Genomic DNA, 22,641 nt, shown 5'->3' with positions numbered 1-22,641 from the left:
CCACCCAGCCACCGACCTTGAGAGAAGCCCGCGCCCCCTTGCGGGGTGCGGGGTGTTTCTATTAATCATCGCTTAAATGAGTTCCACCAACCTACATACCCAACATTCGTTTATCATAGTCCTCGTCCTTCATGATATGTCTGATAAGAAAAAGCAATTCTGGATCTGTGATCATGAGAACCCGCTCGTCAGAATCCCACTCAATCAGTTCCTCACCGGGTCGATTTTCATCAGCGATACTCTCCATCTGGTCACAAACGTTACTAATCTGGGTGCCTCTGGGGACTCTATCAACGCAATCCTCTCGAATCCTTTTTTTCAGGTCGGAGAAATGGAATGAGTTGGTTGCGTCCCCATTGGCAATTGCTCTTAAAGTTAAAACATACGTGTCGACCTCTTCTTCTCCTCCATAATCATATGTTTCTCTTCCCGAGTCGTTCACCCCGCCAAGCATCTGTCTGACTACGGACCGTTTCCCCATCCAATCAGAAGCAATTGTGAGGACGCGCTCAAATTCGTCGTCAGAGAGATCGATAACTTCGGGTTCCGTGTTTGGATCGCGGGTCCCAGTTATTCCCGCAACCTCACATGCAGAAGCACACAATCTCTGCATAATCATCGGAGATTTCACCGCATTTTTAGCTAAACCATCCTTTAATTCTTCAGAAAATTCGATGTTTAAATGCTGTTGTCCTTCGTTGACAATCTCTTTTAATTCAGATGTTGTCCAAGATTGAACTGGGATAGTCATAATACGGTCATCAATGTCGGATACAAGTTGTTGCAACGTTTCTCCCCGGTGAGTTACAAATGCGACACAAACCGGTACTTTATCTTCAATTGCGCCCTTTAAAGACTGCACAATTGACTTCTTAGTCTCTTTGCTGTCGATATAATGAAAGTCGTCGATGAGAATAATGAAGTTCCGCGATTCTGCATAATCAATGACTTGTCTCAGGCCACGGCGACTAAAAGATCTAGATTGCCCGGTTGTCTCGGCATCTCTCTTTTGTCTGGCGTGATCAATTCCGGTTCCCTGAGGTTTTATTCCACCAGTAGTCGTTGACCCGCTTTCCGTTGTATCTGATCGGTGTTCATCGACTGTTTCAGGGGCATCTAACTCATCAAGGACAATGTTCCATAGTTCGTCTACAGATCCGATCTCCGGACCTCGAACCTGAATTACCGGGATACCCGTCTCTCTTGCCGTATTCTTCACCAGTGCAGTCTTTCCAGACTTTGAGGGTCCTACAATTGAGGCACCCGGCGTGGAACTTCTGAGAACCCGCTCTAACCGAGAATCAATCCTTCTACTGTCACGTTTAACATAGCTATATTGTGAATATTCACCAGCATCAAATACTTCTTTTGCGGTAGGCATGAATGCAAAATATATTGCTTCGTATATGAAACTTCAGGCCTAAAGAAGCCAATTAAGACATGGTGGTTATCAGTGCCCGTCAAAAAATTCAATTACATCTATTGAATAGCTGTAAGTCGAAATTCCTTCTCCCTCACAATGTGATTTGAGATTTGCCGGTTCGATCTCCCCTGACAACTGACTCTCGAAGGTTACTTCGACTTCATCACCATCTACCCCGACGACGATCGCAGTGTCCGGGTCGTCGTGGCTCGGCTTGATCACGTAGTCGCCAACGGTGTACGGATTCTCCGCGTACTGCAGATTCTCGTGCTTGTAGGTGTAGAGCTGAATATCCTGATCGTTACAATACGAAGACAATAGTGCGTCGTCGATCTCCCGCCAGTCGCCCGGACCCTCGTCGAGCGAACTCGGGAACGCGACCCTGACCGCTTCACCGTCGAGTTCCTGCCCGTACAGCTCGACCTGTGTCTCTGGCGGTAGGACCTCAACGACGGCTGCAACCGACGTATCTTTGTCGCTCGCCTTCTCGACGCGATCGCCCGGTTGATATGGATTCTCCGGCGTCTGGTTCATGTTCGCCGTGTTCGGCCCGAGGTCCTGCAGATCGTTCATCGGTCGCACTGCGAGGTGTTCGAGCTTTGCGGGCGACTCGCCGGAGAACTGTTCTTCGGTTTGGACCTTCGACTTCAGCGTGTCGACGTGCTCCCAGCCGATGAGCATTAGGCTATCCTCGTTGTCGCGGTGCCAGACCATCACTACAATATCGTCGTCAGGATCGTTCTCGATGAGCGACTGCGGGAGGAAGGCCGACACGTCGCGAGAGGTCTTCACGTCGACCTCGTAGCCAAAGATCTCGAAGTCGTGCCCGGAGAAGCTTTCAGGGTTACACCGTCGAAGTGCGTCTTCGTTCTCCCACTCCCACATCTCGGCTGGCAGGTACTCGCGGCAGAACTGCTCGAACGCGATTTCTCCGAGATTCCCGATTCGTTTCACATCGATATCGTCAGCGTCCTGTTTCACCGCTTGGTGATGGGCGCGACGTTGGTCGATCTCGTCGGGTGTGAATTGATACACGATAACCGCTGCTCAACCAATCGATATGAAAATTACTACTGACTCACTCCCACGAATTCGGGTGTCGAGGTCGTGGATAGAGTTCAACGTCTACTTCGCCGTTGAGGTACTGCTCACCCATCGTCGTCAGCCCCACCATATCCTGCCGGTCGGTGAGGAAATAGACGAGATCGGCGTCGGCCAGTACGCGACACCGCTCCTGTATCTGATTCTCTGTCGCGTGAATCCCGTCCATGATGGACATCTGGGTAGCAGTCGAATGATTCTCGTCACGCAGGTGTTCGAGTATCCGATCGTCGATACACTGTTGCCATCGGGCGGTCTTTCGGATCGTCATTGCTGAAGGACAACTTACACGTCGTTCGTCTCTGGTTCAGCTGGAGAGGACGGTTCAGCGGGATCGTAATCACTGTCGATGTAGACACCCTTCTCGGCGTCATATTCCTCGTCGAGGTAGGCTTTCCCCTCTTCGGTGATCACGTAGGCACCGTTCCCGATCTCTCGAAGGAGTCCGTTTTCAGCTAACGTTCCACACCGTCGGGAGATGTGTGCCTGCGAGACTCTAATCAGTCCGCTCTCTTTGAGCTTCTTCGGTGTTCCTGCGCCGTCGTTCTCCCGTATCCACTCCAAGATACGGTCGTCCCAGACACTTTGCCACGAACCAGATCTACGCATCTGTTTCACACTCTCGTCCCCAAGTACCTAATAGATTTTAAACAGAGCTTAAAATCTGGAAGTTGTTGATAGATCTGTTCGTTACATTTATGCAGGGAGAACGTAACTGGGTAGTTGCGGGCCACCGACTGATGGCTCTCGCCCGTTGAGAGCTGGGCCGTGCTGGTACACGGCCCAGAAGGTGGCTCCGGCCGTAATCCATGTCGTACGGAACCAGCACGGGGAGTACTCCCCGCACGAAGATAGTCGACTCGCCAGATAAAAAACCCGACGCTCGCTCGACGACGGAGTACCGCGTCCGCTGTCCGAACTGTGAGTTCTCGAAGCGGTGCCACACCCACGCGGGCGCGATCTCTCACCAGCGGCGGAACCCCTGTCCGAACTGCGACCGGATGCTCGGCGTCTCCGAGGTCGCCGTTCGCTATCCCGCCGACGCGCTCGAGGCGGCCGAAGCAGTCGCCGATGCGGAAGCCACTCGTCGAGAGCTGTCGATCGACGGGCCCGCCCCGTCGACGAAAGAGATTCTTCGCGCGATGGGTCGTGACAGTGACGGCTACCCACGCGCCGACGGAACGAACGATCTCGACGCGCACGAAGCAGCTCGCCAACTCCTCCAGGAGGGTCCACAGTGAGCGGTGGTCCTTCCTCTCCGTCAGAACTCTCCCCCCGAGATGCTCGTGAGCGGTTCCTCGACGAGTGCCGGATCGACTCGACCGAGGCGACCGTTCGGAGCTACTTCAATCGTCTCTCTCGGTTCGTCGAGTGGTGCGAAGAAGAGCAGATCGAAGAGGTCGGCGAGCTGTCCGGCTGGCTCCTCGACGAGTACCGCCGGTCCCTCACCGACGACGCACCCGTGACGGTGAAAGGCAAGATGATGGCGGTGAAGCAACTGATCGGGTACCTCGGACGAATCGAGGCCGTCGGGGATGGTCTCGAAGACAAGGTACCGATCCCGACGCTCTCCGCCGAGGACGAGCGAAGCGAGGTCAAACTCGCACCGGACGAAGCGACGACACTTCTCTCGTTCTATCGAGATTCGATGGCGATGAATGCCACGCCGCGCCACGCGGTCCTGGAAGTCATCTGGTTCACTGGATGCCGGATGAGCGGCGTGAAAGCTCTCGATCTTGACGACTACGATTCAGAGAAGGGTATCCTCCGGTTCGTCAATCGACCGCAGACCGGTACTCGACTCAAAAACGGGAACGACGGTGAGCGTCCCGTTGCGATCCCGCCGGAGGTCGTCGACGTGCTGGATGCGTACATCGCTCGCGAGCGCGTCGACAAGCGTGACGATCACGGCCGCCGGCCACTGTTCGCAGCTCGCCAAGGGCGTCCCTCCGACACGACGATCCGGGCGTGGTGCTATCTCGGAACCCAGCCGTGTCTCTACCAGTCGTGTCCCCACAGTCGCGATCGGGAGAAGTGCAGGTACCGGAAGCGGACCTACTCAAGCCAGTGTCCGTCGTCGAGATCTCCCCATCAGATTCGAACGGGTTCGATCACGTGGCAACTCAACTGTGGAATGCCAATCGAGGATGTAGCCGAGCGAGTGAACTCTTCGCCCGCTGTGATCCGCCGGCACTACGACGTGGCGACCGGTGAGGAAAAGCTCGAAGAGCGTCGTCGACAGTTCCTCGGAGACCTCTCAATTTCCAATAATGAGTGAACACAGATCGCCCGCGCTAACGGCCGCTACCTGCGAAAATCCGGGAGGCGCTAGCCCCTCCGACCCCATACCGTATAAAAGTAAAGCGGGTCTTTTCGCCGCTTTTCACTCGGCACTCTCCAGTCGTTACTCTCGCCTTGGATGGTGAAATTGACTTCCTGATGGTGTAGCATTCCGAGAAACAACGTTGGTTGTGGTGCAGACACCGAAATCCCTCGACGCGCTCGGTCCTCCTCACCGGCCGAGACCGTCTGCCCCTCGCGCTTCAGCGTTCCGTTGATCTGGCCGGCGAGACGCGCAATCTCCGGCGTCAGCTTCCTCGTCCGAGAGGATGCCAGCGATCTCCAGCAGCGACGTGCCGCCGACGTGCCGCTCGACAGCCTCCGAAAAAGTCTCGTCCCAATCCGGATCGCGCCGAACAGAACGGGCATGAGGGCGCGACGAACTGTGTTCTCGAGTGTGAATCGTGGAGTGTCTGTCCAAAGGACTTATGCTGTAAGCGTTGTAAGGATTGCACACGAAGCGTCGGCGATAACGTGTGTTGGGGGCACACGTTTAGACTCGTTTCGTCACTCTCACCGAAGCGAGAGTGAAAGACGCGTGGAACGTGTGACACTATGGCTCAAGCAAACAAACGAATTCCGGTCACAGAAGAACGATGGCAAGAACTGAACGAACTCAAGCAGGCTGGCGAAACGTACGACGAGCTACTCGACGAGTTGATTCAAGAACATCAGCGGCGACAACTCGCCGAGCGAACCCGCGAGGTTCGCGAAGCCGACAGCGAGGAACTGACGCCGCTCGATGAGCTATGAGATCCTGCTCGCGGAAGACGCCCGTGAGTACGTCGCCGCCTTAGACGACAAGAGCAAGCGTATCGTCAAAGACAACCTTCGAAAGCTGGCCGAAGAGCCCTATCCGCGGCCCGAGGCCGGTCGTGGCGACAGGAAGACACTCACCGTCGACGGGGAGGAACTCTATCGACTCCACATCGGCCGAACGCATACAGCCTTCTACGAGGTACTCGAAGACGAGCGAGAGGTCCGGGTGATCGAAGTGCTCGACATCGACGAGGCCCACAAGCGCTACGGATTCGACTGATACCGTCGAAAGCGGTCGGTGTGTCTCTGGAAGTCGCGGTTCTGGATCAGTGTCGACCGATTTGTCGCTGTCGTTGTGACGATCCGTTCACTCCGCGCTTGGCTCCGCGTCGTCGCCAGCGACGACCGTTCGGTCGGGCAGTTCCACGTCAGGCGTCCGACCGAGCGTCAGCAGTCGTTCGGTGAGGGTCAGTTCTTCGGGACTCGGCGTCGGCTTCTCGATCTGTTCGTACTCGACGGCGACGCCGTCCCCGGTGGGGGCGATTCTGACCGCACAGAGCTGATAGGAGGGGTAGAACACCGGCGGGAGCAGGCCGATGACGCCGTCTCGGCGGTGGAGGCGTTTGAGCCACGTACCGGTGTTGACGACGAGGCCGCCGTCGACACTCTGGACTGAGGGGCGGTGGGTGTGGCCGTAACAGAAGATGGTCGTCGCCGGCTGCTCGTCAAAGACGGTTCGGGCGGCCGCGGCATAGGGTGCCTCTGCGTCGACGGTCAGGCCCGTCTCGAAGACGCCAAAGCGGTCGATGGTCTTTCTGATGTCGCGCCGTAGCAGAGACAGTGGGATCGCGACGAGCACTAGGACACCGGCGACGGCGGTGTTGATCGCGAGCAAGAACCACACTGCGGTCCCGATGGGACCGAACTGGCCGAGGAACGCGGTCGTGGCGTCGACGGGGAGCGACCAGATGTCCAGGAGGTCCAGGCCGGCCAGGACGGCCAGGACGGCGCTGACGTTGAACAGCAACAGGAACGGGATCAGTGCGTACCGCAGTACCGGATTCATCTCGCGGTAGAAGTACTTCGAGAGCATCCAGACCGGCACGCGCTCCGTGGGCGTGACCGCCTGAACGTCCTTGAGCCAGTTGTACTTCCCCCGGTTCGAGAGCTGGCCGGCCCGGCTCGTCACGAGCGTGTTGTAGTAGTAGCCAAGCGGCGTCACGTGTGGGTCGCCCCAGTTGTCGATGTGGTTGTTCGGATCCTGCTGGTGGCCGTGCTCGAAGTGGATCGCGTGGTCGCCGACCGGGCGCGTGACAGATTGTGACTGGACGAGGTCGACGTTGTACTCGGCGAAGCGATCGACGTAGGCGTCGTAGGCGGCGAGCTCGTGGTCGTGGTTGCCGGGGACGAGCGTGATGGGGATCTGTTCGCCGGTCGCGCGCAGTTGCGCGAACAGCTCCGGGTAGGTCGATTCGAGCACGTCGAACTTCGCCATCCCCTCGACGGTGGTGAACTCCCAGAGACCGAACGCGTCGCCGTTGATGACCAGCGCGGCGTTCTCGTCGGTCCGTTCCAGCCGTTGCAGGAAGGCGAGCAGTTCGTCGAGAAAGTCGATCTCCTCCAGTTGCTCGTCGCCGCCGATGTGGAGGTCGCTGATCACGTAGTAGACGCGGTCGTCGTCGCCGACCATTGCACTATGGTGTCGGGGCCACCGCAAAAGGCGTTGCTCTCGGTGAGTGTGACCGCCGGCCGCTCGGCTGTCGTACGTCACGCCGAGATGGGTCGTCTCGGAGCGGTGACAGCCGACGATGTCAGTGTCGATCCGTCCTGGTCACGTCGATGCCGACACCGGATTCCCGAACGGAGACGCTGACGCTGGTACCGAAGTACTCGAACTGGAGTTGGCTGCCCTCCTCGGCAGTGGTCACGAAGTCGTCGATCGCTTCCGGATCGAGCGCGTCGTAGAGCGGTGGGAGGTCGGTTCGGGGCACGTCCCGCGTGTGTGCGACAGTCTCGATGATCCGATCGCTCGGTGTCAGCGGCTCGCCGTCCGTCTGTAGCATTGTTCTCGTCGTAGGAGTACACGGCAGAGCGTAAAAAGTGACGTTCATTCTGATAGTGCAGCCATCATTTCTTCTTGGTTGCCAGAACGGGGAGATGTACGCGCAGCCAGCTGATCAGGCGGCCGCTTCGACGGCGGCCAGCACGTCGTCGTAGTCGGGTTCGTTGGTGGGATCGTCGGCGACCCAGCCGTAGCTGACGGTCCCATCGTCGCCGATCACGAACACCGCGCGATTGGCGATACCGTGGAGGCCGAGCTCTTCGATGTCCATCTCCGGGTCGTAGGCGCGGATTGCCTCGCCGCTCATGTCGCTGACGAGGTCGAACTCGATGCCGTGCTCTTCCCGAAAGGCCCCTTGCGAGAACGGCGAGTCGGCGCTGACACCCAGCAGCGTCGCGCCGATCGTAGCGGCCCCTCGTCGTCACTGGTCGGTCGCGGTCTCCAGCAGCGTCTCGCGTTCCTCGAAGAAGGCGGGCGCGTCGGCGTCGGCCTCCAGTTCCAGCACTCGTCTGATCGCCTCGGTCGCGTCGCTCTCTGCCTGGAGTGACGATGCGAGGTGGACGTACGCTGCTGCGAGTGTGCCGATCTCGTCGAGGCGCTCCTGCTTGTCGGCGACCGTCGACTGCTTGGCCTCCAGTTCCGCCACGGTCGTCTCGTCGACGGCCTCGCCGGGACCGGCCGGCTGGTCGGGACTGTCTGCCTGTTCCCGACCGGACGCGAGTCGGTCGCGGACGGCAGCGGCCTCCGTGTCGATCTCGTCGAGGAGGTCGTCGATCTCCGCAGAGAGGCGCTCCGACTGTCCGGAGAGGAGCCGCGCCTGTGTGCGACAGTAGTCTACGACGGCCTCGACTGACTGCTCACGGTCGTCCATACTGGCAGTACGCGATCGAGCGGGAAGGTCGTTCCGTCACGAGAGTTCGGACGCAGTTAGAACGTGAAGTCGTCGCCGCTGCCCTCGTCGCGGGCTGCGGGGTCGGTCTGGTCGTTCATGTTCTGGTCGAAGAGGTTCTCACCTGGTTCTTCGGTCTCTTCTTCGGCGGGTCCGTACGCGGAGAGGCCCATCGTCAGCAGCTCCTCGTAGGCCTGCTCGCGGTTGAGGTACTCGCCGGACTCGACGAGCCGGTCGATCTCGGAGACGATCCGGTCGGGGAGGTCGACGCTTGTCTTGGCCATGTTCACCCCTCTGTGAGGTACCACCGTCAACGTTACGCTCCCCGTAAGGGCTCTGTCGACACGAACGTTGAAGTGTGTGCAGTGTTAACATGGCAGTAGCGCCAGGGAGCAACCGGCGGGAACCACCGTCGACGCAAACTGGTCGTGGCACTGCACCACAACGACGACCGCGGCGACCGTGGCTCCGGTCCCACCACGAACGCACACCGCCGGAGTCCACGGTTGCCCTCATCACCGGCAGGAAGACCCCCCTGTCTCGCACCGTTTCGCTTTTTTGCGCGAACGTTAAGGGCTCGGGCTCACGTAGCCACCGCTATGGACGGGGCCCGGTTGCCGGGAACGTCGGTAGACGACGGCGACCGTATCGTCGCCCACGTCGACATGGACTGCTTCTACGCGGCCTGTGAGCGCCGCCGCGAGCCCCCTCTGGAGGGCGACCCCGTCGTCGTCGGCATGGGATTCGAGCCCGGAGAGACACACGGTGCGGTCGCGACGGCCAGCTACGAGGCCCGCGAGTACGGCGTCGACAGCGCGATGGCGATCTCGGCGGCGCTCGAACGGCTCCCTCGAAAGGTCGACGCCGTCGACGATCCGGCTCTGGATGTCGCGGACGCCGGCTTCTACCGCCCGGTCGACATGGAGTACTACGAGTCGGTCAGCGGGCGGGTCCGGGCGATCCTCCACGACTGCGCGCCGGTCGTCAGAGAGGTGAGTATCGACGAGGCGTATCTGGACGTGACGGACGAAACGGACTGGAACACCGTCGAGCAGTGGGCGGCGCGACTGAAAGACGAGATCCGATCGACCGTCGGCGTCCCGGCGAGTGTCGGCGTCGCCCCGACGATGAGCGCCGCCAAGGTCGCGAGCGACCGCGACAAGCCCGACGGGCTCGTCGTGGTCGAACCCGGTGACGTTCGGGACTTCTTCGCCGACCTCCCGGTCGAGGACGTTCACGGCGTCGGACCGGTCACGGCCGAGGAACTGGACGACCTCGGGATCGAGACGGCCGGTGATCTCGCGAGCGCGGACCCGGACGTGCTCGAAGAGCGCTTCGGTGAGCGCGGGCTGGAAATCTACAGCTACGCGCGTGGCGAGGACGACCGGGAGGTGACGCCACGCGGGCGGCCAAAAAGTCTCTCGCGCGAATCGGCCTTCACCGAGGCGACGGACGACCGCGCGGAGCTGGGCGACAGGGTGCGCTCGCTCGCGGCGTCGGTCGCGGATCGGGCCACGAGCAAGGACGCGCTGTATCAGACGATCGGCATCAAGGTGGTCACGCCCCCGTTCGACGTCAACACCCGCGCTCGCTCGCTTCCGGGACCGGTCGACGAACCGGAGCTGGTCGAATCCGTCGCGCTGGACCTGCTGGACGAGTTCGAGGGCCAGCGCGTCAGGAAGGTCGGCGTCCGCGTCTCGAACCTCTCGTTTACCGCCGGTGAGCAGGCCAGCCTCGGCGGCTTCGAGGGCGCGAACGACGACACCGCGACGACCGGGCCAGGTGCGGACGAAGTGAACGACGACGGGACCTCGGAGCCGGCACCGGACGGCCAGGTGACACTCACCGGGGCCGCGTGGGCGGAGGGCGACGCCTCGGACGACGCCGCGACGCCGCCCGTGGACGGACAGACGACGATCGACGACTTCTGCAAGTGAATCCTCGGGACCGCGTGACGGGCGTCTGACGGAGAGTTATGAGGCGGTGGAAACTGGTAGTGGACAACTGAACCATGGCCGAGACGGAACACATCACTGTCGCGACGACCAGCGCCGGTGTCGGCGGAACTGACGAACCGGGCCACTCCGTCGATCTCCCGGTCGTCGAACTCCTCACCGGCCGGGGGTTCGTCACGGGCAAGTCCGGCTCCGGAAAGTCCAACACGGCGTCGGTCATCGCCGAGAAGCTGCTGGACAACGGCTTCGGCCTGCTGATCGTCGACATCGACGGGGAGTACTACGGCCTCAAAGAGGAGTACGAGATCCTCCACGTCGGCGGCGACGAGGAGTGTGACATCCAGGTCACCGTCGAACACGCCGAGAAGATCGCCTCGCTCGCGCTCGAACAGAACGTTCCGATCATCCTCGACATCTCGTCGTTCCTCGATCAGGAGGAGGCCGAGGACCTCCTCACCGAAGTCGCTCGACACCTCTTTGCCAAGGCAAAAAAGCAGAAACAGCCGTTCCTCATGCTCGTCGAGGAGTGCCACGAGTGGATTCCGGAGCAGGGATCGGTCAACGAGGTCGGGCAGATGCTCATCAAGATCGGCAAGCGCGGGCGCAAGCACGGCCTCGGAATGGTGGGCATCTCCCAGCGGCCGGCCGACGTGAAGAAAGACTACATCACGCAGTGTGACTGGCTGGTCTGGCACCGGCTGACCTGGAACAACGACACCAAAGTCGTCGGTCGGATCATCGACTCGGAGTACGCCGACGCCGTCGAGGACCTGGACGACGGCGAAGCGTTCCTGATGACCGACTGGGCCGAGACCATCCGACGGGTCCAGTTCCACCGCAAGCAGACCTTCGACGCGGGCGCGACGCCGGGACTGGACGACTTCGAACGCCCCGAGCTGAAGTCCGTCAGCGACGACCTCGTCGGCGAGCTGGAGACCATCAGCGAGGAGAAAGAACAGACCCAGGGTCGGATCAAAGAACTCCGAGAGGAGTTAGACAAGAAGAACTCCCGGATCGCAGAGCTGGAGAGGGAACTCCAGGACGCCCGCGACATGACCCGCATGGCCGAGCAGTTCACCGAGGCACTGCTGGACCACGTCGAGGGGTACAATCCCGGCCGCACCCAAAAAGAGAAAGAGCGGACCCGACAGGCGCAGCTCCGGGGCGCTCTCGACGACGGTGACGAGGCCGACGACGAATCGAGCGTGGCCGAATCGACCGACGACCGGTCCGCGGGATCGGACGGCCCGGACGGGGAGCCGTCCGACGGATCCGAACCCGCATCGACCGCGGACGAACCAGTGGACGCCGCTGACGAATCCGACGGCCGCTCGGACGGGCCCGCCGACACGCCGGAGGACGGCTCTGTGCCTCCGAACACGGACGAACCTGCCCCCGACGGGACCTCTGGCGGCGGGTTCGGTGACGCTTTCGGCTCGTTTGCCGACGGTGGCCCCGCCATCTCCGGCGGCGAGCCGGCGGGCGACACTGACGAGACGGCAGCTGGCGAGGGAGCGACCGACGACGCTGGCGACGAACCAGACGGGCTCGACCTCGACTTCGAACCGGCGACCTCGGGGAACGCCGACGGCGGTGCCGAAGTCGCGTTCGCGGACGCGACAGCCGACGGAGACGAGTCCGGCGACGCGGACGACCAGCGAGGGTCCCCGGCCGACGAGGGGCCCCACTCACAGCCGCGGTTCGTGGTCGACCTGCGAACCGAACTCGAAGAGATGGACGAGAAGACCAGGCGGATGCTGCAGTACTACGTCGAGCAGGGCGCGGATACGCCGCTGAACGCGCACTTCTCTGCCGGCGGGAGCGGCGACCGGACGAGCGCCTACGCGCACAACCGCGGGCTTCGGCTCGCCGGGTTCGTCGAACACGTCGGCCGCGGGCGGTACGCGCCGCGGCTGAAAGCGCTCGTTCGAGAGCGCGCTCCCGGCGAGCCGTCGGCGACCGCGGTCGTCGACGCCGTCACGGAGCTTCGAAGCACGATCGGGTCGGCGTAATCGCTCGCCTCCTCGCGGTGACGGCGCTACTCCAGCGGTGCGACCAGGTCTTCCAGCGCGGCCCGCGGATCGTCGGCCTTCGCGACGCCGCTCGCGAGCAGGACGCCGCTCGCGCCGAGTTCGCCGGCCGACACCACGTCTTCGCCGGTCGAGATGCCAGCGCCACAGAGCACCTCGACGCTCTCGTCGACCGACGCCGCGGCCGAGACCGCGTCCGTGACGATCTCCGGGTCGGCCTTGCTGACCGGCGTCCCGGTCCCGATCAGGGCGGGCGGCTCGACGGCGACGGCGTCCGGTCCCAGCGCCGCCGCGGCGGCGATCTGTTCGGGGTTGTTGGCACAGACGATCGTCTCCAGGTCCGCGCGCTCGGCGGCGTCCAGCGAGCCGTCGATGTCGGCCAGCTTCAGTCGGTTCTCGGAGTGGTTCAACAGCGTCCCGGTCGCACCGGCGTCGGCCGCGGCCTCCGCGAGCGTGGAGCCGGTGTGGCTGCCGTGCTCGACGGGACTGACGTGCTGGGCCCACGTCTCGACACCGGTCTCGGCGACGGCGTCGAGGTGGGCCGCCTGGGGCGCGACGGCGACGCGAACGCCGGTCTCGTCGCTCACGTCGGCGGCGGCGGTCGCGACTTCGATCGGATCACACGGGTACGCTTTGAGGTTCACCAGAACGAACATACAGAGCCCACCGGACGCCGGGATCATATGCGTTGCGTGACGACCTCGGCTCGCGCTCGCCGGTCCCAGTATCGTTAATACGAACAAGCGGGTACCCACTGCTACGAGTGTGAGTGATCTGGTGCCAGACGAACCGACGGTGTTGGTCGTGGAAGACGAGCCCCAGCTGGCGGATCTCTACGTGGAGTACATCGACGACTCGTATACGGTCCTGACGGCCTACAGCGGCGAGGCGGCTATCGACCGGCTCCACGAGGCTATCGACGTGGTGCTGCTGGACCGCCGGATGCCGGTCTGCTCGGGCAACGAGGTGCTCGCCGCCATCGAGGACCACCCACTGGACTGTCGGGTCGCGATGGTGACTGCCGTCGACCCCGACTTCGACATCATCGAGCTCGGCGTCGACGACTACCTCGTCAAGCCCGTCGGCCGGGACGAGATCCGGGAGGTCGTCGATCGACTGTTCAAGATCTCGGAGTACAACGATCAGCTCACGGAGCTCACCGGAAAGAAGCTCAAGCGCAACGTCCTCCAGGTCGAGAAGCCACCGCACGAACTCGAAGCCAGCGACCGGTTCCAGCAGCTCGAAGCCGAGATCAGAGAACTCGAAGCGACGGTCGAGACGATCGCAGACGACCTCGACGTCGAGGAGCGCGACCTCCGACTCTAGTCCTTCCGCTTGACCACGTCGCCCAGCGTGTACTCGCCACTCGACGAGCCGCCGCTCCACTCCTCGTCGGCGTCGGTACCGCCGGCACTCAGCGAGATGTCGAGCTCGCGTTCGAGCGTCGTCTGGACGTCGTCGCTGGGTAGCGTGTCGCCGTGTTCGAGCTTGCGGATCAGACTCGCCTTCAGGTTGAGCTCGCCGGCCAGCTCCTCCTGGGTGAGGCCGCGTTCCTCGCGCGCCTCGCGGATCCGCTGGTCGTAGTCCTGTGCCAGCTCGTCCATCTCGTCGAACATGTCGTGTCGGGGACGGTCACTGGAGCTGCTGGAACTGCCGGAGCTGCTCCCGGAGCTGCCAGACGAAGAACTGCTCGTCGAGTACTTCGTCGAGGTCGAGGAACTGTCCTCCGTCGTGACCTCGGTCCCGAAGTCGGTACATTCGTCGCAGACGTCGAGCTCGGCACCCTCGATCTTCACTCGATTCGGTGAAGCGACGTCCTTCCCGCACATCTCACACTGAACCATACGCACGGCTTCGATGTGGCGAGGCATAAATGGTGTGGCACCGGGCCACGGCTCCCCGTGCCCGCCAGTCCCGAGCGACTGTCCCCGTCGAGACGGACCGTCCGTATCATACGGACGGTTGTAGGCGTTTACCCAGTCGACCGCACGACGGCGTGCGGTCGATCTGGTAAAGACCGACAACTTTCCGTATCAGTCCAGCGCCCGCATCGCGTAGTAGAACCGCTGGAGCGCCGTCAGGTGGCCCACGACCGCGAAGACGACCAGCAGCCAGCCGACGACGGTGAGCCCCTGGACGGGCCGAGCGAGGACGGCCGCGACCGCGCCCACGACGCCGATCAGCGCCAGCCGGTCCGCGCGACCGAGCAGGCCGCCGTACACCCGGTCGAGGTCGACCGCCTGTGCCTGTGTGCCGAGGTAGGAGGTCATCAGGACGCCGGTGACGGCCGCCAGTCCGAGGTCGTACCGACCGATTCCGGCCGCGAGGCCGACCAGCATGACGATGTCGGCGTATCGGTCGAGCACGTGATCCAGCAGATCACCGCCGGAGGAGGCGACAGACAGCTCTCGGGCCAGCGCGCCGTCGACGAGGTCGAGCCAGCCGTTGGCGAACACCAGCACGGCACCGACGGCGTACAGTCGGGGTCGAGTCCCCGCCAGGAAGAACGCACCGCCGGCAGCGGCCGCGAGGGCGAACGCGACGACGCTGACGCCGTTGGGGCTCACGCCCAGCCGTTTTGCGACCGTCACGAAGGGGCCAAGCGCCCGGTCGGCCAGCGGGCGGAACTGATCCAGCGTCATAGCCACTCGACGAACGAGACGGTGCCGGCGCTCGGCTCTCGTTCACCGTCGACGACGGCCGCGATCTCTTCGGCGACCGCCGCTCTCGATCGGTCCGTCGTGTCGATCTCGTAGACGGAGTCGGTGCCGTGGGATTCGACGGCTTCGGTGAGGATCACGTCGAGCGCCTCGCTCTCCGCGTTCTCGGCGATCGAGGCGTCGCTCTCGCCCCGGTCGGCGAGGCGCTCCTCGATCGTCGCCGGATGCGCCCGCAACACGATCACGCGATCCGCGTCGAAGTGGTGTGCGAGGTGTGACTCGACGAGGGCGTCGTCGCGGCCGTCGAGCCACGACTCGATCGCTTCGAAATCGGCCACGACGCTGTCGCGCTCGTCGTCGACGCCGTCGTCCAGCCCCTCGCGCTTGATGGCGTCGTTGAGGTGGATCACGTCGAGGTCGGTCGCCAGTCGCTCGGTCGCCGTCGTCTTCCCGGTGCCCGGCGTCCCGGTGACCGCGACGCGCATCAGTCGAGCACCCCGTTGACGACCTCGACGGCCGTCCTCGTGTCCTCGCGCGTGCCACAGGTGATCCGAACGCACTCGGGCAGGCCGAAGCTGCCACAGTCCCGGACGATGACGCCGTCGCGCTGGGCCGCGTCGGCGACGGCCTCGGCGTCGCCCACCTCCGCGAGCACGAAGTTCCCCCCGCTCTCCCAGGTCGGTGCGTCGAGGTGCTCGTGGTAGTACTCGCGGGCCCAGCGGGCGGTCTCGACGGTCTTCTCGACGTGTTCGTCGTCGTCAAGTGCGGCCCGTCCGGCCCGACAGGCCAGTTCGCCGGCCGCAAACGGCGTGTTGATGCGCGCGTAGGCGTCGGCCCACTTCGCCGGGACAAAGCCGTAGCCGAGACGAACGCCGGCGAGTCCGTACGCCTTCGAGAAGGTCCGCAGGACGGCCACGTCGTCGCGCTCGTCGACGAGTGTGCGCGCGCTGGTCGCGTCGGTGAACTCGCCGTAGGCCTCGTCGACGAGGACGAGCGTCTCCTCGTCGGTCCGGTCTGCGATCTCGACCACGTCGTCGTTGCCGATCTCCGTCCCGGTCGGATTGTGGGGGCTGGTGAGATAGACGATCCGCTCGCCGTCGTAGGCCTCGAGGACTGTCTCGGCCGTCTGCTCGAAGTCGTCGGCCTTCGAGAGGGTGTACTCCCGGATCGTGCCGTGGTGGAACCGCGCGCTCATCGGGTAGTAGGCAAACCCCGGCGCGGGGACGAGGACCGCGTCGCCGGGCTCCAGCATCGCGCGGGCGAAGTAGTCGAGGACGCCGTCGCCGCCGTTGCCCAGCCAGACCTGTTCCGGGGCGAGCCCCCAGCGGTCGGCGAGGCGATCGACGAGGTCCGCGTGGGAGGCTTTCGGGTACGAGTGCATCTGTTCGGCCGACGACTGGATCGCTTCGACGGCGGCCGGGCTCGGACCGTACATGTTCTCGTTCGACGCGAGCTTCACGAGGTCGTCCGGGTCCACGTCGAGTTCCCGGGCGACCTCTTCGATCCCTCGTCCGGCACGGTAGACGCCGTGGGCCGAGAGGTCCCGTGGTTGCATGGTCGATGCAAGCGGACGGGAGGGCTTAAGCGTGCTCACTGTGGGCGGTGTGGCGCGATTACAGCAGTTGATAGCGCGGGGGAAAACAATATGATACGGGCACCGCTCCTGTGAATCGATGCCGTTACTCATCGACGTTCGGAAGCTGTCGATCATCAACCAGCTGATAAAGAGCGGGGCCGAGAACGTGACGGCCTCGCTGGAGACGCTGGCCGGCGTCGAAGCGACCGTCGAGATCAAGAGCCTCTCGTTCGTCGAACCGTCCGACATCCCCGCCGAGATGGGTGACGGCGAGATTTACGGGGCGCGCGTCAGGCTCACCGAGCCGCCCTACGGCGTCTTCCTGATGACATTCTCCCCGGCGACGGCGGCCGAGGTCGCCAGCCTGCTCACGAACACGTCGACGGAAGACGGCTTCAACCAGCTCCACGAGAGCGCGCTGTCGGAGATGTGTAACGTCCTCACGTCGGGCTTTATCGACGGCATCGCGAACACGCTGGAGACGACGATCGACTTCGCCACGCCACAGCTGGAGCGCGATCAGGCGACGGCGATCGCCGACGACGCGCTGACCCACGTCAGGCGCGACTCGATGTCGATCGTACTGGACTCGATCGTCGACATCGCCGACTCCGACGTGGCGTTCAAGCTCCGGATCTTCCTCGTCCCGGATCCGGGCTCGTTCGTCCACGTGATCGATCAGCTGGAGCTCGACCGGTCGACGAGCGAGCCGACGCGGTCGAAGGCCCACGAGGTCGAAGAGCTCGACATGACGGCCGAGGACCCGGTCGACTTCGGCGAGTGATCCCCACTGTTTGATTACGGTCGAGTCCCGACGGCAATCCATGAGCGAGCTACTGGCTGGTATCTACGCCGTCCACATGACGTTCGCCGCGCTGTGGACGGGGAGTGTCGTGTTCGTCGCAATCGCCGTCCTGCCGACCGCGATGGACGGCGAGGGATCGCCCGCGCCGCTGTCGGCGATGATCGGGAAGCTGAAGCTCATCTCGCGGACGAGCGCCCTCTTGCTCTTTCTCACTGGCGGCCACCTCGCGGCGACTCAGTACGGAGCCAGCGGGCTCACTGGGACGTTCCGTGGCTACCTCGTCATCGCGATGCTGGTCCTCTGGTTCGTGCTGGCCGGCCTCGTCGAGGTCGGGTCGAGCAAGCTCACGGACGGGTTCGACCAGCAGAAACTCAGAGAGCCGGCGCGCAACGCCCGACCGTTCTTCCTGGGGGCGACGGTCGTCGCCGTCCTCCTGTTGCTCGACGCGGGCATCATCCTCGGGATCTGATCACAGCCGCTCGTCGAGTGCGTCGCCACACCGAAGCGCCAGCGCCGCGATCGTCAGCGTCGGGTTCATCGAGCCCGCAGTCGGGAACACGCTCGACGACGCGATCCAGCAGTTGTCCAGGTCGTGGGTCCGGAGGTCGGGGTCGACGACGCTCGCTGCCGGGTCGGTCCCCATCCGCGTCGTCCCCATGTGGTGGGCGGCGGGACCGGTCGAGTCCGGCCCCGCAGTCCAGCCGATGTCGACGCCGAGCTCCGAGAGGACCGCGTGTTGGATGCGGTTCGCCCGCTCGATCGTTCGGAGCACGCGCTCGCCCCACGACCAGTGGATCTCCGGGACCGGATTGCCGTGGTCGTCGGTCGTCGACGGGTCGAGCGTGATCCGGTTCTCGGCCCGCGGGGGCTGGCCGACGAGCCCCCCCATCGCGACGTGGTTCCCGTAGCCCGCCCGGAGGTCGTCGAGCAGGTCGTCGCCCCACGTCTCGGCGTCCAGCGCCATCTCGACGGGCGACGGGCCGGCGTAGTTGAGAAACTCCAGTTTGATCGGCGACAGCGGGCCGTCGGCAGCCGGCACCACGGTCTCGTCGTCTCTGGTGACCGCCTGTCCGGGCTCGTCGTAGAACTGGTGGCTCTCGCTGGTGAGGAAGCCGACGTGGTTCTGGCGGGTCGGCTCGTCGATCGTCCCGCCGGCCCCGGCAAAGAGGTGCTCTATGAAGTACCGGCCGACCGCGCCCGAACTGTTCGCCAGTCCGTCGGGATGGTCGGGCGAGCGAGACAGCAAGAGGAGCCGCGGAATCTCGATCCCGCCGGCCGCCAGCACGAACTGGCGAGCCCGCTGGCGGTGTTCGGTCCCGTCCGGCGTCGCGTACACCGCGGCGTCGATCCGACGGGAATCGTCGCCGCTCTCCAGTCGCTGAACCGGCGCGCGGTCGACGACTCGGGCACCCGCGCGCTCGGCCTTCTGGACGTGGGTGTCGGCGCTGTACTTCGCGCCGGAGGGACAGACCGGCTGACAGGTCCCGTAGCCGACGCAGGTCGATCTGTCGTCGTAGGGCTCGCTGTTGCGGGCGTTGGGCACGCTGTGGGTCGTGATACCGAGCCGCTCGCAGGCGGGTGCAAACAGCGAGTCGCTGTACGACGGCTCGAACGCCGACATGGGGAACGGCGTTCGCCGTGGCGGTCCGAAGGGGTTGTCCGACGCCCCCGCGACGCCCAGCGCCGACTCCGCCTCGGCGTAGTAGGGTCGCAGCTCCTCGTAGTCGATCGGCCAGGCCGGATCGTCGTTCGGGTGGTCACCGGCGAAGTCTGTCGGATGGAGCCGCGGGACCATCCCCTGCCAGTGCAGCGTCGATCCGCCGACGCCCTTGACGCGGTTGGCGTTCAGCGGGTAGAACTGCTCGCCGCCCGTCGAGTACTCGTCGCGCTCGCCGCCCATCTCCCAGATCGACAGGTCGTCGTGGGCCGGCCGGATCGCTCGCTCCATCTGCTCGGGCCGCGCGTCGAAGTCGAACCGCGGCCCGGCTTCCAGTACGACCACGTCGTGGCCGGCGCTGGCGAGCCGATGAGCCACGAGCGCGCCGGCCGGCCCCGCGCCGACGACGCACACGTCCTGTCTGGGTGACGGCGTGCGCGACTGCACGCGAGAGAATTAGGCAATCCTAAACTTATGGGTTGTCATCCGGGCCAACCAGTTTGAGAGTCGGGCCCGAGACCATGGTATGGACGTGTTGCTCACCGGCGCGAGTGCAACGGTTGCACGGCGAACGTCTTCTGGGCGGCCCGCGACGCTGGTGTCGAACAGATCGTCTACGCCGCCTCGAACCACGCACAGGAGATGTACGAACTCGACAACGCGCCTGTGATCTACGACTTCGACTTGCTGGTCGATCACACTGACCTCGTTCGGCCCGAACTGTACGACGACGGGCGTGTTCTGGAGCGGTCACGAGTTCGACCACTGGCGACGAGAGTATGTGAAGCGTCGTAGCTCACTCCAGCAGTGTGGAAGCCGCTACGCTCGTGAGAACGTACCGGAAGTCGGTCGGAAAGAGACAGGCCGGTTCGAGATGATGCTTCATACGGACGGTTGTAGTTGCTTACGCGTAGCGGTCCGCGAACGCCCACTCGCGATCCAGGAGTGCTTCGACGCCGTGGTCCAGCATCGCCTCACCGAGCGAACTTACGCGGTAGTAGGAGTAGAGACCGTCACGGTCGGGCGCGGATCGCTTTCGGTTCCGGACGAGCCCCACGTCGACGAGCGTGTCGAGATGGTAGTGGAGCGTGTTCGTCTCGATGTCGAGGACCTCAGCGAGCTGGCTCGCGCTCAGGTCGCCGTTGCGCGCCAGCGTCCGGAGGACCTGAAACCGAGTCTCGTTACCGATGGCACGCTGCATCGCCAGGTACTCCGACAGGTCGAGCACGCTGTCGTCGGGGAGCAACGGCTCCGGAGGCTCGGCCCCGCCAGTGTCGTTGGTCGCGTCCGCCATACCCGTTTGTACGGCACGACAGTACATAGTCGTTACTGAGTCAGTATCTACTGAAAACAGCTGTTTTTATATGTGCTGGCGGACACACAGACCTATGCGCAATCGGCTGCTGGATACCCTCTCGCCCGTTCGATACCGACGCTTTCTGGTGTACGTGATGGGGCCGTACAAAGCGTTCGGAGTCGACGACGCGAACCCCTTTCTGGAGTGGGATGAGGACGTCGGCGGCGAGTACGACGAGGAGGACGTGCAAGCGCTGCTCGAACGGACACGTGACAGGCTTCGGGAAGCGGTTGGCGTCAACGCTTTCCTCGCTATCGACGCGGAGATACCACTCGACGAGATGGACGCGGCGACACAGACGATCGAGTTCGCACGAGCAAGCAACGCAGTCGTCTTCGTCGCACCACTGGTCGGAAAGAACCTCGGCGTCGGGATCGAGGTGGGATCAGTGATGGAGGCTCTCGACGAGCAACAGCGTGAGCGGGTGGTATTTGTTCACGAAACAGGTGTTCGCAGTGCGATGATCGATGGTCTAGCACGTCGCTGGGACGCGACGATCCTCACCTACGAGACCGAAGACGAACTGTTCGATCGGCTCCGGTACTTCGTCGCACAGGTGATGAACGCAGAGTACACTGGCGATCTCCCTGATCTGGACGAATAAATCTGGTCGGTCCAGTCATACGCAACTACACCCGTCCGTATCAGGGAATCCGGACGCTGTGTTTGAGCGTCCCGACGCCTTCGATCTCGATCTCGACGCTGTCGCCGTCGGCCAGCGGACCGACACCCTCCGGTGTCCCGGTCGCGATCACGTCGCCGGGTTCCAGCGTCATGTAGGCCGTGATCTCCTCGATGAGCTCCGGAATGGAGAAGATGAGGTGTTCGATCGAGGAGGACTGCTTGGTCTCGCCGTTGACGCGCGTCTCGATCGTCGCGTCGTCGGGGACGTGTTCCGGCGTCGCGACGAGGGGGCCGATCGGACACGCGTTGTCGAAGGCCTTCCCGCGAACCCAGTTTTGCTCTCTGTTCTGGTCGTCGCGGTTCGAGAGGTCGTTGACGCAGGTGTAGCCCGCGATCACGTCCTCGGCGTTGCGCTGGCTGACGTTCTTGCACTGCTCGCCGATGACCACGCCCAGCTCTGCCTCGTAGTCGATCCGGTCTTTGTCCGCCAGCAGCGTCACCGTCTTGTCGTGTCTCGCGACGGTGTTGGGCGGTTTCAGAAAGAGGAGCGGCCGATCCGGCACGTCGTTGTCCATCTCGTCGGCGTGCTCCGCGTAGTTGCGACCCACACAGACGATCTTCGTGGGCTCGCAGGGCGGGAGTACGTCGACTTCCTCCGGGGCGTAGGACTCGTCGCCGAAGGCGATGCGGCCGTACGGGCCAGCCGCCGCCGTGACGACCGGCTCACCGTCTTCGACGGTCCACCGTCCACCACGGACGTTCCCCGCAGAGTCGCGAAATCGAACACGCTTCATACGGCCGGCAACACGGCCGGTACTGATAAGCGTTTACACGGGCATTCGAGGGGCGTCGTGCGGTACGACGGCCGCCTAGGGCATCTTCGTCATACGGTCGTGCATTAGTTTTTACTGGTAATTAACGACAGAGATACTTCCAGATATTCGGTTCATCAACAGTTGGAAGGCCTCGCTGGATTTGCTGTTTTAGCGTCGAAAGATCTGGGATGAGTCGATGCTTGAACCACTCGTTGAGACGATCCCAGCATCCTTCGACTGGATTGAGCTCCGGTAATTTTGGTGGGAAGTACCAGATATCGAGGTCGGTTTCCTNNTCCCCGCGCACGCACGCGACCGAACTGTCTCCGACAGTTTCGGTCGCGCGTTCACCGCTAACGTGTTCCCAGAGATCTCTGTTGTAAAAGTATCCAGCACGGTCGAGAAACACCACTAACTCCTCACCGAACCGCTCTTGGAGTGCACCGAGCAACCAGATCCCTTGTTTTGATGTGAGATTCTCCTCAGTCCAACAATAGAAGCTGTCACCGTCGTCGGTGACAGCGCCGAGCACGGTCACCTTATCCCAAGAGTTCGATGTCTCTATCGTTGGATTTGAGCCGATTGGGT

28 protein-coding genes and 2 pseudogenes are annotated in these 22,641 nt (G+C 63.1%); 12 read left to right on the top strand and 18 right to left on the bottom strand.

Annotation, left to right across the window (positions count from 1 at the left end; translation table 11 throughout):
- Window positions 1-91: 91 nt before the first annotated feature.
- The 4 genes from HALKA_RS20515 to HALKA_RS20510 all read right to left on the bottom strand — a co-directional run bounded on the left by HALKA_RS20515 (window position 92) and on the right by HALKA_RS20510 (window position 3,133).
- Entirely contained in the window at window positions 92-1,381 is a 1,290-nt protein-coding gene (locus HALKA_RS20515) for an ATP-binding protein (protein WP_080505848.1), read from the bottom strand.
- A gap of 69 nt (window positions 1,382-1,450) precedes the next feature.
- Window positions 1,451-2,458 (bottom strand): DUF7961 domain-containing protein, encoded by a 1,008-nt coding sequence (locus tag HALKA_RS0115620; RefSeq protein WP_018258878.1) that lies wholly within the window; start codon window positions 2,456-2,458, stop codon window positions 1,451-1,453.
- Window positions 2,459-2,501: 43 nt separating this feature from the next.
- Window positions 2,502-2,693 carry a hypothetical protein gene (locus tag HALKA_RS0115615; protein WP_245545426.1) on the bottom strand — a complete coding sequence of 64 codons (192 nt, stop codon included), beginning with the start codon at window positions 2,691-2,693 and terminating at the stop codon, window positions 2,502-2,504.
- A gap of 116 nt (window positions 2,694-2,809) precedes the next feature.
- Window positions 2,810-3,133 (bottom strand): winged helix-turn-helix domain-containing protein, encoded by a 324-nt coding sequence (locus HALKA_RS20510; protein ID WP_026190354.1) that lies wholly within the window; start codon window positions 3,131-3,133, stop codon window positions 2,810-2,812.
- A gap of 200 nt (window positions 3,134-3,333) precedes the next feature.
- Between HALKA_RS20510 and HALKA_RS0115605 the strand changes: the two genes are divergently transcribed.
- The 4 genes from HALKA_RS0115605 (at window position 3,334) to HALKA_RS0115590 (ending at window position 5,903) form a co-directional block, all read left to right on the top strand.
- The gene (locus HALKA_RS0115605; protein WP_018258875.1) at window positions 3,334-3,765 is read left to right on the top strand and encodes a hypothetical protein; all 432 of its coding nucleotides are present in this window, start codon (window positions 3,334-3,336) and stop codon (window positions 3,763-3,765) included.
- Window positions 3,762-4,802, top strand: coding sequence for a tyrosine-type recombinase/integrase (locus HALKA_RS0115600; RefSeq protein WP_018258874.1), 1,041 nt, complete (start codon window positions 3,762-3,764; stop codon window positions 4,800-4,802). Before HALKA_RS0115605 ends, HALKA_RS0115600 begins: the two co-directional genes overlap by 4 nt.
- A 617-nt stretch (window positions 4,803-5,419) precedes the next feature.
- The gene (locus HALKA_RS0115595; protein WP_015763315.1) at window positions 5,420-5,617 is read left to right on the top strand and encodes a hypothetical protein; all 198 of its coding nucleotides are present in this window, start codon (window positions 5,420-5,422) and stop codon (window positions 5,615-5,617) included.
- Entirely contained in the window at window positions 5,607-5,903 is a 297-nt protein-coding gene (locus HALKA_RS0115590) for a type II toxin-antitoxin system RelE family toxin (protein ID WP_018258873.1), read from the top strand. The genes HALKA_RS0115595 and HALKA_RS0115590 overlap by 11 nt, the downstream gene beginning before the upstream one ends.
- An 87-nt stretch (window positions 5,904-5,990) precedes the next feature.
- Here the strand turns inward: HALKA_RS0115590 and HALKA_RS0115585 are convergent, their stop codons facing one another.
- The 5 genes and pseudogenes from HALKA_RS0115585 to HALKA_RS0115565 form a co-directional block, all read right to left on the bottom strand.
- Window positions 5,991-7,313 (bottom strand): metallophosphoesterase, encoded by a 1,323-nt coding sequence (locus HALKA_RS0115585; RefSeq protein WP_018258872.1) that lies wholly within the window; start codon window positions 7,311-7,313, stop codon window positions 5,991-5,993.
- Between the two features lie 121 nt (window positions 7,314-7,434).
- Entirely contained in the window at window positions 7,435-7,686 is a 252-nt protein-coding gene (locus HALKA_RS0115580; protein ID WP_018258871.1) for a HalOD1 output domain-containing protein, read from the bottom strand.
- A 114-nt stretch (window positions 7,687-7,800) separates the two neighbouring features.
- Window positions 7,801-8,085, bottom strand: a pseudogene (locus tag HALKA_RS19715) (redoxin domain-containing protein); the annotation flags it as partial.
- A 21-nt stretch (window positions 8,086-8,106) separates the two neighbouring features.
- A complete protein-coding gene (locus HALKA_RS0115570; RefSeq protein WP_018258869.1) occupies window positions 8,107-8,556 on the bottom strand; it encodes a hypothetical protein in 450 nt (149 codons plus the stop codon).
- A 56-nt stretch (window positions 8,557-8,612) separates the two neighbouring features.
- On the bottom strand, window positions 8,613-8,858 hold the full coding sequence (locus tag HALKA_RS0115565) for a ribbon-helix-helix domain-containing protein (protein WP_018258868.1): 246 nt from the start codon (window positions 8,856-8,858) through the stop codon (window positions 8,613-8,615).
- 315 nt (window positions 8,859-9,173) lie between these two features.
- On the opposite strand from HALKA_RS0115565, the gene dinB reads away from it, so the two are divergent.
- Together dinB and HALKA_RS0115555 are read left to right on the top strand one after the other, a co-directional pair.
- Window positions 9,174-10,511, top strand: a complete 1,338-nt coding sequence (gene dinB / locus HALKA_RS0115560; RefSeq protein WP_018258867.1) for a DNA polymerase IV — start codon at window positions 9,174-9,176, stop codon at window positions 10,509-10,511.
- 74 nt (window positions 10,512-10,585) lie between these two features.
- Window positions 10,586-12,541: a helicase HerA domain-containing protein gene (locus tag HALKA_RS0115555; protein ID WP_018258866.1), complete on the top strand. Its 1,956-nt coding sequence runs from the start codon at window positions 10,586-10,588 to the stop codon at window positions 12,539-12,541.
- Window positions 12,542-12,567: 26 nt separating this feature from the next.
- On the opposite strand, the gene tpiA is transcribed toward HALKA_RS0115555, so the two are convergent.
- Complete coding sequence (tpiA, locus tag HALKA_RS0115550; RefSeq protein ID WP_018258865.1) at window positions 12,568-13,215, bottom strand: triose-phosphate isomerase; 648 nt, start codon at window positions 13,213-13,215, stop codon at window positions 12,568-12,570.
- Window positions 13,216-13,324: 109 nt separating this feature from the next.
- Between tpiA and HALKA_RS0115545 the strand changes: the two genes are divergently transcribed.
- Complete coding sequence (locus HALKA_RS0115545; RefSeq protein ID WP_018258864.1) at window positions 13,325-13,885, top strand: response regulator; 561 nt, start codon at window positions 13,325-13,327, stop codon at window positions 13,883-13,885.
- Here HALKA_RS0115545 and HALKA_RS20505 read toward each other — a convergent pair.
- The 4 genes from HALKA_RS20505 to hisC form a co-directional block, all read right to left on the bottom strand.
- Entirely contained in the window at window positions 13,882-14,403 is a 522-nt protein-coding gene (locus HALKA_RS20505; RefSeq protein WP_080505847.1) for a multiprotein bridging factor aMBF1, read from the bottom strand. The two genes, HALKA_RS0115545 and HALKA_RS20505, sit on opposite strands and share 4 nt — an antisense overlap.
- 189 nt (window positions 14,404-14,592) lie before the next feature.
- On the bottom strand, window positions 14,593-15,201 hold the full coding sequence (locus HALKA_RS0115530) for a CDP-alcohol phosphatidyltransferase family protein (protein WP_018258861.1): 609 nt from the start codon (window positions 15,199-15,201) through the stop codon (window positions 14,593-14,595).
- Entirely contained in the window at window positions 15,198-15,704 is a 507-nt protein-coding gene (locus HALKA_RS0115525) for an adenylate kinase family protein (protein WP_018258860.1), read from the bottom strand. The genes HALKA_RS0115530 and HALKA_RS0115525 overlap by 4 nt, the downstream gene beginning before the upstream one ends.
- Complete coding sequence (gene hisC, locus HALKA_RS0115520) at window positions 15,704-16,774, bottom strand: histidinol-phosphate transaminase (protein WP_018258859.1); 1,071 nt, start codon at window positions 16,772-16,774, stop codon at window positions 15,704-15,706. Before hisC ends, HALKA_RS0115525 begins: the two co-directional genes overlap by 1 nt.
- A 118-nt stretch (window positions 16,775-16,892) precedes the next feature.
- Here hisC and HALKA_RS0115515 point away from each other — a divergent pair, with 118 nt between their 5' ends.
- Together HALKA_RS0115515 and HALKA_RS0115510 are read left to right on the top strand one after the other, a co-directional pair.
- Window positions 16,893-17,579: a chemotaxis protein CheC gene (locus HALKA_RS0115515; RefSeq protein WP_015763330.1), complete on the top strand. Its 687-nt coding sequence runs from the start codon at window positions 16,893-16,895 to the stop codon at window positions 17,577-17,579.
- Between the two features lie 40 nt (window positions 17,580-17,619).
- Entirely contained in the window at window positions 17,620-18,069 is a 450-nt protein-coding gene (locus HALKA_RS0115510) for a hypothetical protein (protein ID WP_018258858.1), read from the top strand.
- On the opposite strand, the gene HALKA_RS0115505 is transcribed toward HALKA_RS0115510, so the two are convergent.
- Window positions 18,070-19,704, bottom strand: a complete 1,635-nt coding sequence (locus HALKA_RS0115505; RefSeq protein WP_018258857.1) for a GMC family oxidoreductase — start codon at window positions 19,702-19,704, stop codon at window positions 18,070-18,072. It abuts the gene before it with no gap.
- Window positions 19,705-19,899: 195 nt separating this feature from the next.
- Here HALKA_RS0115505 and HALKA_RS21120 point away from each other — a divergent pair, with 195 nt between their 5' ends.
- Both HALKA_RS21120 and HALKA_RS22010 read left to right on the top strand, forming a co-directional pair.
- A complete protein-coding gene (locus tag HALKA_RS21120; protein ID WP_018258856.1) occupies window positions 19,900-20,052 on the top strand; it encodes a hypothetical protein in 153 nt (50 codons plus the stop codon).
- Window positions 19,982-20,143, top strand: a pseudogene (locus tag HALKA_RS22010) (RNA-guided endonuclease TnpB family protein); the annotation flags it as partial. The gene HALKA_RS21120 and the pseudogene HALKA_RS22010, both read left to right, overlap by 71 nt.
- Before the next feature lie 18 nt (window positions 20,144-20,161).
- On the opposite strand, the gene HALKA_RS0115495 reads toward HALKA_RS22010, so the two are convergent.
- On the bottom strand, window positions 20,162-20,551 hold the full coding sequence (locus HALKA_RS0115495) for an ArsR/SmtB family transcription factor (protein ID WP_018258855.1): 390 nt from the start codon (window positions 20,549-20,551) through the stop codon (window positions 20,162-20,164).
- 94 nt (window positions 20,552-20,645) lie between these two features.
- Between HALKA_RS0115495 and HALKA_RS0115490 the strand changes: the two genes are divergently transcribed.
- A complete protein-coding gene (locus HALKA_RS0115490; RefSeq protein WP_018258854.1) occupies window positions 20,646-21,218 on the top strand; it encodes a DUF7509 family protein in 573 nt (190 codons plus the stop codon).
- 40 nt (window positions 21,219-21,258) lie between these two features.
- On the opposite strand, the gene HALKA_RS0115485 is transcribed toward HALKA_RS0115490, so the two are convergent.
- Window positions 21,259-22,032 (bottom strand): fumarylacetoacetate hydrolase family protein, encoded by a 774-nt coding sequence (locus tag HALKA_RS0115485; RefSeq protein WP_018258853.1) that lies wholly within the window; start codon window positions 22,030-22,032, stop codon window positions 21,259-21,261.
- Window positions 22,033-22,153: 121 nt separating this feature from the next.
- Window positions 22,154-22,585, bottom strand: coding sequence for a transposase (locus HALKA_RS0115480; protein WP_026190353.1), 432 nt, complete (start codon window positions 22,583-22,585; stop codon window positions 22,154-22,156).
- Window positions 22,586-22,641 lie beyond the last annotated feature (56 nt).

It is taken from the genome of Halomicrobium katesii DSM 19301, from assembly GCF_000379085.1.
Classification (GTDB): Archaea; Halobacteriota; Halobacteria; order Halobacteriales; family Haloarculaceae; genus Halomicrobium; species Halomicrobium katesii.
This window is presented reverse-complemented; position numbering and strand designations above follow the sequence as displayed.